This window comes from Macrococcus equipercicus (assembly GCF_004359525.2).
In the GTDB taxonomy this organism is placed as follows: domain Bacteria; phylum Bacillota; class Bacilli; order Staphylococcales; family Staphylococcaceae; genus Macrococcus; species Macrococcus equipercicus.
In genome coordinates, this window is the sequence record NZ_SCWC02000004.1 from 16,931 (window position 1) to 30,588 (window position 13,658).

The 13,658-nt window shown below is 45.4% G+C and carries 17 protein-coding genes and 1 riboswitch; of the genes, 1 reads left to right on the top strand and 16 read right to left on the bottom strand.

What is annotated here, in order from left to right; all coding sequences use genetic code 11:
* Positions 1-77 precede the first annotated feature (77 nt).
* From yidC to ERX35_RS06615, 8 genes are all read right to left on the bottom strand, one after another.
* Positions 78-932 (bottom strand): membrane protein insertase YidC, encoded by an 855-nt coding sequence (gene yidC, locus ERX35_RS06580; protein ID WP_149459128.1) that lies wholly within the window; start codon positions 930-932, stop codon positions 78-80.
* An 82-nt stretch (positions 933-1,014) separates the two neighbouring features.
* Complete coding sequence (gene thiE / locus ERX35_RS11540) at positions 1,015-1,656, bottom strand: thiamine phosphate synthase (RefSeq protein ID WP_149459129.1); 642 nt, start codon at positions 1,654-1,656, stop codon at positions 1,015-1,017.
* Positions 1,657-2,442: a hydroxyethylthiazole kinase gene (gene thiM / locus ERX35_RS11545; RefSeq protein ID WP_246143135.1), complete on the bottom strand. Its 786-nt coding sequence runs from the start codon at positions 2,440-2,442 to the stop codon at positions 1,657-1,659. It lies immediately after the preceding gene.
* Positions 2,442-3,236 (bottom strand): bifunctional hydroxymethylpyrimidine kinase/phosphomethylpyrimidine kinase, encoded by a 795-nt coding sequence (gene thiD / locus ERX35_RS06595; protein WP_149459131.1) that lies wholly within the window; start codon positions 3,234-3,236, stop codon positions 2,442-2,444. Before thiD ends, thiM begins: the two co-directional genes overlap by 1 nt.
* The gene (tenA, locus tag ERX35_RS06600; protein WP_149459132.1) at positions 3,202-3,900 is read right to left on the bottom strand and encodes a thiaminase II; all 699 of its coding nucleotides are present in this window, start codon (positions 3,898-3,900) and stop codon (positions 3,202-3,204) included. Before tenA ends, thiD begins: the two co-directional genes overlap by 35 nt.
* A gap of 49 nt (positions 3,901-3,949) precedes the next feature.
* Positions 3,950-4,047, bottom strand: a riboswitch (TPP riboswitch).
* 88 nt (positions 4,048-4,135) lie between these two features.
* Positions 4,136-5,002, bottom strand: a complete 867-nt coding sequence (locus ERX35_RS06605; protein WP_149459133.1) for a transglycosylase family protein — start codon at positions 5,000-5,002, stop codon at positions 4,136-4,138.
* A gap of 330 nt (positions 5,003-5,332) precedes the next feature.
* A complete protein-coding gene (locus tag ERX35_RS06610; protein WP_149459134.1) occupies positions 5,333-5,578 on the bottom strand; it encodes a hypothetical protein in 246 nt (81 codons plus the stop codon).
* A 186-nt stretch (positions 5,579-5,764) separates the two neighbouring features.
* On the bottom strand, positions 5,765-6,385 hold the full coding sequence (locus tag ERX35_RS06615) for a single-stranded DNA-binding protein (protein ID WP_149459135.1): 621 nt from the start codon (positions 6,383-6,385) through the stop codon (positions 5,765-5,767).
* 215 nt (positions 6,386-6,600) lie between these two features.
* On the opposite strand from ERX35_RS06615, the gene ERX35_RS06620 reads away from it, so the two are divergent.
* Complete coding sequence (locus ERX35_RS06620) at positions 6,601-7,029, top strand: YwpF-like family protein (RefSeq protein ID WP_149459136.1); 429 nt, start codon at positions 6,601-6,603, stop codon at positions 7,027-7,029.
* Between the two features lie 42 nt (positions 7,030-7,071).
* Here the strand turns inward: ERX35_RS06620 and fabZ are convergent, their stop codons facing one another.
* The 8 genes from fabZ to atpA all read right to left on the bottom strand — a co-directional run bounded on the left by fabZ (position 7,072) and on the right by atpA (position 13,643).
* Entirely contained in the window at positions 7,072-7,512 is a 441-nt protein-coding gene (gene fabZ, locus ERX35_RS06625; protein ID WP_149459137.1) for a 3-hydroxyacyl-ACP dehydratase FabZ, read from the bottom strand.
* Positions 7,513-7,704 (bottom strand): DNA-directed RNA polymerase subunit beta, encoded by a 192-nt coding sequence (locus ERX35_RS06630; protein ID WP_211359996.1) that lies wholly within the window; start codon positions 7,702-7,704, stop codon positions 7,513-7,515.
* 5 nt (positions 7,705-7,709) lie between these two features.
* On the bottom strand, positions 7,710-8,993 hold the full coding sequence (gene murA / locus ERX35_RS06635) for a UDP-N-acetylglucosamine 1-carboxyvinyltransferase (RefSeq protein WP_149459138.1): 1,284 nt from the start codon (positions 8,991-8,993) through the stop codon (positions 7,710-7,712).
* A 97-nt stretch (positions 8,994-9,090) separates the two neighbouring features.
* Positions 9,091-9,318 carry a DUF1146 family protein gene (locus tag ERX35_RS06640; protein ID WP_149459139.1) on the bottom strand — a complete coding sequence of 76 codons (228 nt, stop codon included), beginning with the start codon at positions 9,316-9,318 and terminating at the stop codon, positions 9,091-9,093.
* 57 nt (positions 9,319-9,375) lie between these two features.
* Complete coding sequence (locus ERX35_RS06645) at positions 9,376-9,783, bottom strand: F0F1 ATP synthase subunit epsilon (protein WP_149459140.1); 408 nt, start codon at positions 9,781-9,783, stop codon at positions 9,376-9,378.
* Positions 9,784-9,804: 21 nt separating this feature from the next.
* Positions 9,805-11,217 (bottom strand): F0F1 ATP synthase subunit beta, encoded by a 1,413-nt coding sequence (gene atpD, locus ERX35_RS06650; RefSeq protein WP_149459141.1) that lies wholly within the window; start codon positions 11,215-11,217, stop codon positions 9,805-9,807.
* A gap of 19 nt (positions 11,218-11,236) precedes the next feature.
* Positions 11,237-12,097 carry an ATP synthase F1 subunit gamma gene (gene atpG / locus ERX35_RS06655; RefSeq protein WP_149459142.1) on the bottom strand — a complete coding sequence of 287 codons (861 nt, stop codon included), beginning with the start codon at positions 12,095-12,097 and terminating at the stop codon, positions 11,237-11,239.
* 37 nt (positions 12,098-12,134) lie between these two features.
* The gene (gene atpA, locus ERX35_RS06660; protein ID WP_149459143.1) at positions 12,135-13,643 is read right to left on the bottom strand and encodes a F0F1 ATP synthase subunit alpha; all 1,509 of its coding nucleotides are present in this window, start codon (positions 13,641-13,643) and stop codon (positions 12,135-12,137) included.
* Between the last annotated feature and the right edge of the window lie 15 nt (positions 13,644-13,658).

Here is a 13,658-nt window from a genome sequence, read left to right on the forward strand (position 1 = left end):
CTTGCTGAAATAGTTATAAGTCCTTAGTTTTATATGAAAAAAACGGATGCCCGCGGGCATCCGTTAAGTAATCACTATTATTTTCTTTTCTTTTTCTTCGGTGCAACTGTCGTGTTTTTAGCAGCGGCCGCCTGATTCTGTGCATGTGCCTCTACTAACGGCTTCATATCTTCATGAACTTTCTTCTTGTAGAATTTGTTGCCAAGCCATGTCTGGAAGACAAGGAACAATCCACCGACTGCCCAGTATAACGGCAGGGCAGCTGGTGAGATAAATGACATCCACACAATCATGATTGGTGAGATGAACATCATCATACGCATCTGTGCTTTCTGCTCATCAGGAATGTTCTGCATAGAAACATAAGCCTGCAGCGCATAGACAAGACCCGCAATAATCGTCATGATAATATCTGGTTTTGTCAGATGGAACCATAAGAAGTTCGGATATTCAGTAATCCCGCCTGTTGACGGATATTTCAGCACATAGAACAACCCTGTAACGATCGGCAGCTGAATAAGCAGCGGCAGACAGCCCATGTTCAATGGATTGATGTTGTTTTCTTTGTATAACGCCATCATCTCCTGGTTAGCTGCCATCTTCTCTTCCTGCGTGCGCGCGTGTTTCACTCTTTCCTGGATTGCTTTCAGCTGCGGCTGAATCAAGTTCATCTTCTCTTTCATGACGCTCTGGTTTTTGTATGTTTTCATCATGAACGGGAACAATGCCAGACGGACAATCAATGTAATCGCGATAATCGCAAGGCCGTAGTTATGGCCCATATTAGCACCTAACCAGTGAATTAGATGGTCAAGCGGACGTACAAATGTATCATAGAAAAAGCCGTTTCGGTTGGATTCCTTAGAGTAGTCACACCCGGCCAGAAAAATCATAACACCGAACAATAATGGCAATATTGCCTTTTTCTTCATTTCTTCACCTCATAGTATTCTTTCACATAGAGGTTATTTTACCATATTTTTAACGTGTATTAAACTATTCCTTTAATGATTATCAGTTTTTCTGATAATAATGAAGATAAGCTTTCACATCTTGTTCAATATTGCTGCTGCGAGCAATTGATGAAATTGTAGAGACACCGTCTGCCCCTGCTTTTAAAATCGGTTCACAGTTCTTATTCGTAACGCCGCCGATCGCTACAATCGGGATATCTTCATCGTACAGCCTCATTTTGCGGATCAGTTCGATACCGCCGGGTTTCTTTGCATCACTCTTTGAGCTCGTCTCGTACACTGGACCGACACCGATATAATCAACGTGCGTAAGGTCAGACCGGTCATATTCCTGGAAATCGCTCACAGACAGACCGATAATCTTATCCGGAAAATAATTGATGATTTCCTTGATGTCCTGGTCGTCCTGACCGAGATGGACGCCGTCCGCAGCAATCCGGACCGCGAGTTCCCAGTCGTCATTCACAATAAAAGGTACTTGATGATGCAGACATAGTTCTTTCAGCTTCAGTGCCATCGCTAATTTAGCGTCGCCGGTCAATGCACCATCGCCTTTTTCTCTGAACTGAAACATTGTGATACCTGCTGTAAGTGCTTCTTTGAGTACCTGTTCAATATTGCCGCCCGGAACATCCGTCGTTCCGCAAATAAAATAAAGCTGCAGCATCCGTCGCTCAAACATTTAATCCACTTCTTCCGCTCGCATATTCTCTGCTATCTCACTTTCTCCTGTCTCCTGCAGCATATCCAGCAGGTTAATTTGAAAATGCCCGGGCAGAGTCCCATTATCACGCTGCGCCGCGCGTTCAGCGGCGATATTATAAAAGCTTACTGCTTCTGTCAGCATAGACAATGTCGGTTTGACTTCATTATATATAAAAGCACTGACGATTGCTCCTAATAAGCAGCCGCCGCCTGTCACTTTCGTCAGCATCGGCGTGCCGTTAGCGAGCTTCATCACTGTCCCGTCGACATAGACAGCATCAATCGCTCCTGTCACAACGACCGCCGTATTAAAATACTCGCCCGCTGCTCTGGCAACAACTGCTGTATTAAGCGACGTATCACTGTCCGTTCCTTTCATCGCCACTTCCGCGGACAGACTTTGCAGTTCAGATGCATTGCCGCGTATGACACTGATATGATATTGGCGCAGCAGCTTCAGACAGAATTCCTTCCGGAAGTTTGTCGCGCCGCATGCCACTGGATCCAGCACGACCGGTACATGATGCTTGTTCGCTGCCTGTATTGCTGTTTCAATGGACGGCATCACTGCAGTCGACAATGTCCCGATATTAATCAGCACTGCACCACAGTGTTCGATCAGCTCTTCAAGTTCCGCTTCATCAATCGCCATGATCGGGCTTGCGCCGAGTGCCAGCAGTCCGTTCGCCGTGAAGTTCTTGACGACATCATTTGTGATGCATAGGACAAGTGGTGCATGTTCTCTTACTTCATTGATTCTCATCATACATCCTCCAGTGGATAGCTGAAATGATTGACCGGTCCATTACCACGGCCAAGTTTCGGCGTATTTATTATTGCGCTTGTAATATAAGCTTTCGCTGTCCGGACGCTGTCTTCAATCGTGCGCCCTTTAGCAAGTTCTGCTGTGATGACAGCGCCGAATGTACAGCCGGTGCCGTGCGTATGATGCGTCGGCGTCCGCTGTGCTGTCAGTTCGATGCAGCCCGCTTTCGTAAATAAGTAATCTGTGGCGTCACCTTCCATATGACCGCCTTTAATGACGACCGACTGCGCACCGATTTCATTGACGAACATTTTGCCGGCCTTATCGATATCTTCTTTCGTTTCGATGGTCATCTGAAGAATACGTTCAAGTTCCGGTAAGTTTGGTGTCGCGACCGTCGCAAGGTCCAGCAGCTTATAGCGCACGGCCGTTTTACCCGCTTCATCGAGCAGGTCGTCACCGCTTTTAGCGACCATCACCGGATCGATGACGTAAGGGATACGATGTTTCAAAATGTACGGTCTGACGACATCCATGACATCGCTTGATACCAGCATGCCGGTCTTCACCGCATCCGGCACGATATCGCTGTAGACACTGTTCAGCTGCGCTTCAACGACTTCAAGCGGCTGATCGAATACTTGCTGCACACCTGTTGTGTTCTGCGCGACGATACTTGTCACGACGCTCATACCGTATACGCCGCGCGACTGAAATACTTTAAGGTCGACGGTCGTTCCGGCGCCGCCCGTCGGATCAGTTCCCGCTATTGATAGTGCTGTTTTCAGCATGGAATATCCACTCCTCCTGCCTTGCCGCCATATTGAAGAAGCGTCGCTCATGCACACAGCTTTCCAGAAAATTACGGCGTAATATATCGCGTTCATATTCAGTCGCCTGTTCAGCGAAATTATTGACCCAGCGGTCCAGATGATTCATGAGTTCATCCATGTTGACCGTATAGAAATCAACCCACGGCTTCAGCGGATTACCTGTTAACTCATGACGCGCTGCTATTTTCAGCGCCAGCTGCTGGTAGACATATGGACATGGCGCCATGGCGCATATCGTGAAGCTCGCATCATCATAGCGGAAGGCATTGTAATACATATGTTTAATATAGTGGTCGCTTGACGGATACCACTCACCGTCTTTAATAATAACGTCGTAATCTTCTCCGACATAATCAGCCATTGTCTGATGAGCCGCAATTTCACCATTCAGCACAAAGTCAATCTGGCCAAGCAGGAAGTTGATGCCTTCACGGTCGTTAAGCTTAGCAATCAGCAGGCTGTAAATTTTAGCGAATTCGTTTAAATACAAGTGATCCGCCTTCAAATAATGACGGATAGCATCTTTATTAATATCGCCTCTAATGATCCCTTGAATAAAATCGTCGTTATAAATCGCTTCAATAATCGGGTCTGCCTGCTTCTTCAGTTCATCTGTAAACATTAAATATCCTCCTTAAAATTAAAAAAACCTATTTTCCGCAGAAAAAGGCCTCATAAGAAGGACGCTTTCCTACGCTAGTATTATCTAGATCAGGTAAAAGGGTTTGACGAAGTCATCTCAGCCGTTACGGCACCCCCAGCAGTCAATAGGTTATTTGATTAGTTCAAGGATAGCGGACAAAAGCATAAAAAGCAAATAAAAAAAGCCATCCGTGAAGGATGACTTTGAGTGATGCCTATAAGCGGGCACCGCATACCGGCCATGGCTGAGAACCACGTTGGCTGTAAAGAATTTGTGCACGTTTAGTCTGCTCAGCTGCTGATGCTTGTGACGGAAGACCTGAGCCGCCTACTGAACGCCAAGTTTGTACGTCAAACTGATATAAACCGTAGAAACCGTTACCAGTATTTGTTGCTGGGTTGCCGCCTGATTCACAAGCTGCCATTGCTGCCCAGTTTAAGCCGCTGCCTGAAGCTGCTGTTTGTGTTGTTGCAGTAGTTGTTTGTGTTGATTGAGTTGTTTGTGTTGATTGAGTTGTTTGTGTAGTTTGTTGAACAGGTGCCTGCTGTACTGGCGCCTGTTGTACTGGTGCCTGCTGTACTGGTGCCTGCTGTACTGGTGCCTGCTGTACTGGTGCCTGCTGTACTGGTGCTTTATATTCTACTTGAGGTGCTGTGTATACTCTTTTAGGAGCTGTTGGAGCTGCTTGAACGACTGCTGGTGCTGCTTGAGCTGAACCTGCAACGTTTAATGATTTACCAGCGATGATTAAATCAGATGATAAATTGTTCCATGCTTTTAATTGAGCAACAGTCACGTTGAATTTAGCAGCGATTTTTCCTAGTGTATCGCCGTAAACAATTTTATATGTCGTTGTAGCTGTATGATTTGATTCTTCATTAACTTTTAACACTTGGTTAGGTAAGATAAGATTTGATCTTAATCCATTTTCAGCTTTAATAGCGTCTACTGATGTACCGTAGTTTTTAGAGATACTCCATAACGTATCACCAGATTGAACTGTGTGTTCAGCTGCATCTGCAGTTGCAGCGAAAGATCCTGAAACAGCTACTGCTGTTGTAACGGCTAATAATTTTTTCATAATTTGTTTTTCCTCCTAGGCATTTAATACTCTGCTAATAATATAACAGATAATAATATTTCATAGGTTACAGACAAATAAAAGATACGGGTCTTTATTACAGCAGCATTACAAATAGAAATATTTTACTTTTTTCATTTAAAATAGTTTTAAAACGCTTTAGAGTCATGAATTTAACACTATTTTTACATAAAATTATCAAATTCAATGTTATCTTTCTGTAATGTTACAGGAAAAAAGTACCAATCTAAAGATTAGTACTTGTTGTCATCTCCTGGTTATTTAGCAATAGAATGGACAATCGATGGCAGCTCATACAATCGTCAGCTTTTATTTGGCGCTCTGCTGGAACGCTTCTGTTTTCATCAATAAGCCGTCCACTGATTCATCGCAATGGATGACAGCCGATTTCTCTCGGTAGGCTTTTTTCATGTTTGTTATCGTTGTATCATATTTGTCAGCGATCACCCATAATGACTGGCTGTGTTCATGGTTGTTCATTTCAGCTTCTGCCTGAGTCATTGTAATGATGCTGGAGATTACAACGGCCGCAGCAACGACTGCTATCTTTCTCATCATGCTCCTCCGCCTTTAGTATTATATGACTAATACTTTATCACGTAATAGAAATGCTATGGTTACAGCCATATGATAAGTTATAGTTTTAAATTACGTAAATATTACAGAATGATATCAATATAAATACCCCTCCAGACAGCACGACTGAAGAGGTAGTTGTGGGTGTGAGTAATGAAAGTGCGGTTAAGCAGTAACAGGTTCTTGAGAAGATGATTCTTGTTGCTGCTCTGAATGAGCTTCGTCGCCGATAGCATCCAGCTGCTCCATGAACTTCCTGCTCTCCTCTTCACTGATCACAGCATGTGTCTCAGCTTTTACAGGTTCAGTGTTAAGCGGCTCTGACTGTTCACTGATGAACTGCTTGACGATTGATTCTTTGGCTATCATAATGGCATGAGTCTTTTCAGCGTCTGACAGTTCATCCCATATTTCATCAGGTGTCTGCGGGAGTATATCGCCGGTTTTAATGACACCGAAGTTCGGCAGGAATTTAATATTCTCGACGACTATTTCTGTGAAGTACTGCGGTTTCTCTTCTCCGGCCTTCTGATATTTGTTGCTGTGGATCTGCCCTGTAATACAGACCGTCGAACCTTTTTTGCAGTACTGCATAATATTTGAAGCTGTTTTATTGAATGCCTTGCAATGCAGAAAATCGACGGTCTGTGCATTTTCGTCTTTTGGTTTATAGCCGCGTTCAATTGCCAGCGGAAATGTCACACATACAGTGCCGGTTTTTGAGCCGGATTGATTGGACTTCGGCACATTGGCCAGCCGACCTACAAGAACGACTTTGTTTATCATAAGTCACCTCCCTTCTACAACAAATATAATAGGAAGATTTTATTTTGAACAATTGCAGAAATTGATGAAATGACTGAAAAAACATGCAGATTCTGATGAAATTACAACATTTCTTCATAATCTGCAGCCAAACACTGTAATTTCAGAAAAAACGCATGTTATGATAGTTTTGACTAATAACAGGGGTATTCTATAATGAACGTGGAGGGATGGAAATGAAGACATTTAAAGCAGTGCGTTTCCAAATAGTCGAGGACGAAGCGACTAATGAATATATATTATATGATGGTATTATTATTAACAAGGAAAACAGCGGCACCGGCTGGCTGCTCGAAATATTAATCGATGATATTCATCTGGAGAAGATGGAGGACTATCAGAAATCCGCCACCTTGCTCGATACACGCGTGGTCATTACAAGAACATCCAATGACCCCGCCTTGTTTGAAGCGACGATTCAGAACATTAAACAGCTGCAGGATAAAATATCCGTTATCTTTGAATGTCATATTTACACGCCCCGGCAGGCCTATGCAGAACAGCTGCTCGAACAGCTGGTCGAAGACGGCTTAAGCGGCAGCGAACTGATCACGGTCTTCAACCGGATGATGGTCTCCAAACCAAAGCTAAAAGAAAAAGAATAGTCGAACGCCACAAAAAAAAGGAATGGATTTAATCCATTCCTTTTATTGATTGTCAGAAATCGCAAAAGTGATTTCACAGCTGCACGCGACTTCGCCGTTCACTGTAGCTTTTGCTGTTCCTTTGCCGATCGGCCCTTTAATTTTCACGATCTCCACTTCAAGTAATAATGTATCACCTGGTGTGACCTGCTTTTTGAAGCGGCATTTATCAATGCCTGCAAATAATGCAAGCTTCCCTTGATTCTCTTCCATACGCAGCATGGCAACTGCGCCGACCTGCGCTAATGCTTCGACAATCAATACGCCGGGCATCACTGCATAGTCCGGAAAATGACCTTGGAAAAACGGTTCGTTGCCGCTGACCTGCTTCAGGCCGACGCAGCGTTTGCCATCTTCCAGTTCGACGATGCGATCAATCAGCAGGAAAGGATAGCGGTGCGGTATCACTTTCTTGATTTCATCAAATGTCATAATCGTTTCCATTTAAGCAGCTCCTGTCAATTTCAAAATATGGGTCCATGTCCCCGGATTTAATACTTCAATCGGTGAATGTAAAATACCATAGCCGACCATCAGACCGACTAAAAATAAAAGCAGCGATAAAATAATGACAATCAATAGTACTGTCATTAACGGGAGTTTACGATGGATGAATTCCATTCTATTAGTCTGCATAGCAACTACCTCACTTCTGCTCGTTCTTTGCGATCTCCTGTCCGTTCAATATCAGCACCTAATGCTTTCAGCTTGCCATGGAAATTCACATAACCACGGTCCAGGTGTGATAATTCTGTGACGCGTGTATAGCCTTCTGCAGCAAGTCCTGCCAGGACAAGTGATGCAGATGCACGCAGATCTGTAGATTTAACTGCAGCACCGTGAAGATTCTGCTTCTGCACAAGGGCAGTGCGGTTATTCACTTTAATGCTGCCGTTCATCTTGATGAACTCATCCACATGCATGAATCTGTTCTCGAACACTGTCTCTGTCATGTGACTTGCTGTGTCCGCCGTCAGCATAAGCGCCATCATCTGCGCCTGCATGTCTGTCGGGAAGCCTGGATGAGGCATTGTCTTCACTTCTACGCCTGTCAATGCTTCCGGTGCAGAGACACGAATGCCGTTATCCTGAACAGTCAGCTGCACACCCATCTCTTCAAGCTTCGACAAAAGAGAAGACATATGGTCAGCACGGGCACCTTCAACAAACACATCACCGCGTGTGATCGCTGCTGCGATAATGAAAGTCCCCGCTTCTATCCGGTCAGCAATAATGGTATGCTCTGCCCCGTGAAGCGCTGCTACGCCGTTCACTGTAATGCGGTCTGTCCCCGCTCCAGTGACATCTGCGCCCATCGCATTCAAGTAATCCGCAAGTGCGACAATTTCAGGTTCTTTCGCCACATTATCCATGACGGTTGTGCCGTCAGCAAGCACTGCTGCCATTAAAATGTTCTGGGTGGCGCCGACGCTCGGAAAATCAAGATAAATATTCGCACCTTTCAGCCGGCCGTCCACTGTTCCTACTAAGTAGCCGTTATCCTGAACGATATTCGCACCAAGTGCGGTCAATCCTTTTAAGTGCTGTTCAATCGGACGTGAACCGATTGCACAGCCGCCCGGCATAGCGACTTTTGCCTTGCCGAGACGCGCAAGCAGCGGCCCCATCACTAAAATACTCGCACGCATTTTGCTGACATATTCATAGGCTGCTATATGATTGAGCTCACCTGCTGCATCCACGACATATGTATTGTTACTTTGTGCTGTGACATCGATGTTTAATCCTGCAAGTACATGGCTGATTGTTGCTACATCTGATAACGCTGGGACATTGTGAAATGTACTGACACCGGTAGAACCGAGTATTGATGCTGTTAAAATAGGGAGCACCGCATTTTTAGCACCATCAACTTTAACAGTACCTGTGAGTCTTCTGCCACCTCTTACTAAAATTGTATCCATCCAAAGTATCCTCCAAAACCTATATATACATTATATATACTATAACAGAAGCAGCGATGCCGTCAGTAAAAAAACCTCATAATTATTGAAAATATTTTTACATCCACGTCAGCTGCTGTGAAAAATAGATGATATCCATGATGAAATTGCTGACTAGACTGCCGAGCGCAAAGCTCATTAAAATCAGCAGCACTTGAATCTGACTCGTATGGTTCGCTTTAAACCACTGGTCCGTCCGCAGTGACTGCAGCGCCCAGAAGCTGACGCATACGCAGATGACGTGCACGATAATATGGATGAGTGCGTATATTCCGACATCCTGCATGACTCCCCCTCCTTCTCCAAATAAAAAAGATAGGACATAATATGTCCTATCTATGACTTAGCGGAATTTTGCGACATCCAGTCGATTCATTGCACGGTGCAATGCTTTTTCAGCACGGTGGTAATCAATGTTCTCCTGCTTATCTGACGCAAGACGTTCCTCCGCACGGCTTAACGAAGCTTTCGCACGTTCAATGTCAATCGCGTCAGCCTGCTCGGCAGACTGCACAAGAACAGAGACGCCTGTCGGTCTGATTTCTGCGAATCCTTCAGATACCGCTACATGAAGCTGTTTGCCTGCGATTGTCGTCCGCACTTCGCCGATCTTCAAGGGTGCAACAGTTGGAATATGTCCGGCCATGACACCCATTTCACCTGTTTCAGTTTGTAGTACAATCAGTTCAGCCTGATCAGTAGAATAAACTGAGCCATTAGGAGTGACTATATTTAACGCAAGTGTGTTCATATTTCGTTCCTCCTAAGTAGTTTAAACTTGTACGCCCATACCTTTAGCCTGTTCAAGGACTGCTTCGATGCCGCCGACTAGACGGAACGCATCTTCAGGGATATGGTCATATTTACCTTCAAGGATGGCTTTGAAGTCCTGTACTGTTTGTTGGACCGGTACATAAGAACCTTTCTGGCCTGTGAACTGTTCAGCGACGTGGAAGTTCTGTGATAAGAAGAACTGAATACGACGTGCGCGGTTAACTGTCTTTTTATCTTCATCAGATAACTCATCCATACCAAGGATAGCGATGATATCCTGTAATTCGCGGTACTTCTGTAACGTCTGCTGTACAGCACGCGCGACTTGATAGTGCTCTTCACCGACAACTGCCGGCGTTAACGCACGTGATGTCGAAGCGAGCGGATCTACTGCCGGATAAATACCCATCTCAGTCAGTTTACGCTCTAAGTTAGTCGTTGCATCTAAGTGGGCGAATGCTGTCGCCGGCGCCGGGTCAGTGTAGTCATCGGCTGGTACGAATACAGCCTGGATAGAAGTAACTGAACCTACGTTAGTAGATGTGATACGTTCCTGCAGCTGACCCATCTCAGTTGCAAGTGTCGGCTGGTAACCAACGGCTGACGGCATACGGCCGAGCAGTGCTGATACTTCAGAACCGGCCTGCGTGAAACGGAAGATATTGTCGATGAATAACAGAACGTCCTGCCCTTGTTCATCACGGAAGTATTCCGCCATTGTCAGGCCTGACAATGCCACACGCATACGCGCACCAGGCGGCTCGTTCATCTGACCGAAGACCATGGCAGTTTTCTTGATAACGCCTGAGTCACTCATCTCGTGGAATAAATCGTTACCTTCACGTGTACGTTCACCGACGCCTGCGAACACTGAAATACCGCCGTGTTCCTGTGCGATGTTGTTGATCAGTTCCTGGATAAGAACGGTTTTACCTACACCCGCTCCACCGAACAGACCGATTTTACCACCTTTAATGTACGGTGCTAATAAGTCTACTACTTTAATACCTGTCTCTAAAATCTCAACTTTAGTTGATAACTCTTCGAACTTCGGTGCTTCGCGGTGAATCGGGTCGCGGCGCACTTCCGGGCCAAGTTCATCTTCCAGGTCAATCTTCTCTCCAAGTACGTTGAAGACACGACCTAAAGTCACATCACCAACTGGTACTGAAATCGGTGCTCCTGTATCAGTAACGATTGCGCCGCGTTGAACGCCATCAGTGGAGCTCATCGCGATTGTACGTACTGCATCGTCACCTAAATGAAGGGCAACTTCTAAAGCAAGTTTAGTAGCGCCGTCTTCACGTTGAATTTCTAAAGTTAACGCGTTGTTTAACGCTGGTAACTGGCCATTTTCGAACTTAACGTCAATGACTGGACCCATCACTTGAATTACGTGACCTACTGCCATTATGATTTCCTCCTAAAGATTATTCCAGTGCGGCTGCCCCGCCGACAATCTCAGTGATCTGCTGAGTGATTGCCGCCTGACGTGCACGGTTATATTGTAAAGATAAGTCGTCGATTAATTCTTTTGCATTGTCTGTCGCGTTCTTCATCGCTGTCATACGGGAAGCATGTTCACTTGCCTTCGCATCAAGCAGGGCCCCGTAAATCAAGCTCTCTGCATACTGCGGCAGGATGACTTCAAGAATCGCCTCTTTATCCGGCTCAAACTCATAGTTTGCAGCAGCTCCGCCGGCTAAATTGTCCTGGCTGACCGGGAGCACGCGGCGTTCCTGCACTTCCTGCTCAAGCACGCTGAGAAAATGACTGAAATGAACATACAGCTCATCAAATTCACCTGTCTCAAAACGGTGCACAGCGTTATGCGCTATTTCCTTGACGTTTTTGAACGATGGCTGCTCAGGCAGGCCAGTGACTTCATCGACAACATTGTAGCCACGTGACTTAAGGAAATCACGGCCGACACGGCCAATGACTAAAATAGCGTAAGCTTCTTTATTATCATTGTGACGTTCTTTGATCTGCTGCGTTACACTTTTAAGCACGTTCGCATTATATGGACCTGCAAGACCTTTATCACTTGTCACGACTAAATATCCTGTCTTATTCACCGGACGCTTCGTCAGCATCGGATGAGAACTGTCGTTGCCGCTGCCGATACTTGCAATCGTGTCCTGCATTTTATCCATGTAAGGATAGAAGCTTTTCGCGTTTTCTTCTGCGCGGCGGAGTTTGGAGTTGGATACCATGTGCATCGCTTTTGTGATCTGACTCGTCTTTTTAGTCGATGTAATACGGTTTTTAATCTCTCTCAGTGAACTCATTGTGTCACCACCTTATTTACATGATATATCGCTTGTATTATACAGATTTTTTGAAGACTTTCTTGAAGCCGTTGATCGCTTCGATGAATTTTTCATCTGCCGGCAGACCTTTAGTCTCGCGGATTTCTTCGAACAGATGCGGCGCATTGTTGCCGACCCAGCCAAGGAATTCATCTTCAAATCGAGTGATATCTTCAACCGGAATATCATCAAGGTGGCCTTTAGTCAGTGCATAAAGGATAACAACCTGTTTATCCACTGTTAATGGTTTGTTCTGATCCTGCTTCAGTACTTCAACTGTACGTTTACCACGTTCGAGTTTCGCTTTCGTTGCCGGGTCTAAGTCTGAACCGAACTGCGCGAATGACTCAAGCTCACGGTAAGACGCTAAGTCAAGACGTAGTGTCCCTGCTACTTTTTTCATCGCTTTGATCTGCGCTGAACCACCGACACGTGATACAGAGAGACCTGCGTTGATCGCCGGACGTACACCTGAGAAGAATAAATCAGATTGTAAGAAGATCTGACCATCTGTAATTGAGATAACGTTTGTTGGAACGTAAGCTGAGATATCTCCTGCCTGTGTCTCAACGAATGGCAGAGCAGTGATTGAACCGCCGCCTAACGTATCATTTAACTTCGCAGCACGCTCTAACAGACGGCTGTGCAGATAGAAGACATCCCCTGGATATGCTTCACGACCTGGCGGACGACGTAATAATAATGACAGCTCACGGTAAGCAGCTGCCTGCTTCGTTAAGTCATCATAGACGATTAAGACGTGTTTACCGTTGAACATGAATTCTTCAGCCATCGCGACACCTGCATAAGGAGCAAGGTATAGTAATGGTGCAGGCTGTGATGCAGAAGCTGAGACAACGATTGTATAGTCTAACGCACCGTGCTGACGTAAAGTTTCTACTGCAGTACGGACTGTAGATTCTTTCTGACCGATGGCAACATACACACAGATCATATCTTCATCCTTCTGATTAAGGATTGTATCGATAGCGACTGTTGTCTTACCCGTCTGACGGTCACCGATGATTAATTCACGCTGGCCGCGACCGATCGGCACTAAGGCATCGATGGCTTTAATTCCTGTCTGTAATGGCTCGTCTACTGACTTACGGTCCATAACGCCGGTAGCCGGTGATTCGATTGGACGTGTTTTAGTCGTATTCAATGGACCTTTACCGTCAATCGGTTGGCCAAGCGGGTTAACGACACGGCCGATTAATTGTTCACCGACAGGAACTTCCATAATACGTCCTGTACGTTTAACTTCGTCGCCTTCTTTGATTTCAGTGTAAGGGCCTAAAATAACGACACCTACGTTGTTTTCTTCTAAGTTTTGTGCAAGACCTAATACACCGTTATGGAATTCAACAAGTTCCCCTGCCATAACATTGTTCAGACCATGAACTAACGCGATACCGTCACCGACCTGGATTACAGTACCTACATCGGTTACAGTGATGCCGGACTCGTAGTTCGCGATCTGGGATTTCAGTAACGCACTGATTTCTTCAGCTTTGATGGCCATTGATGTCACTCCTTC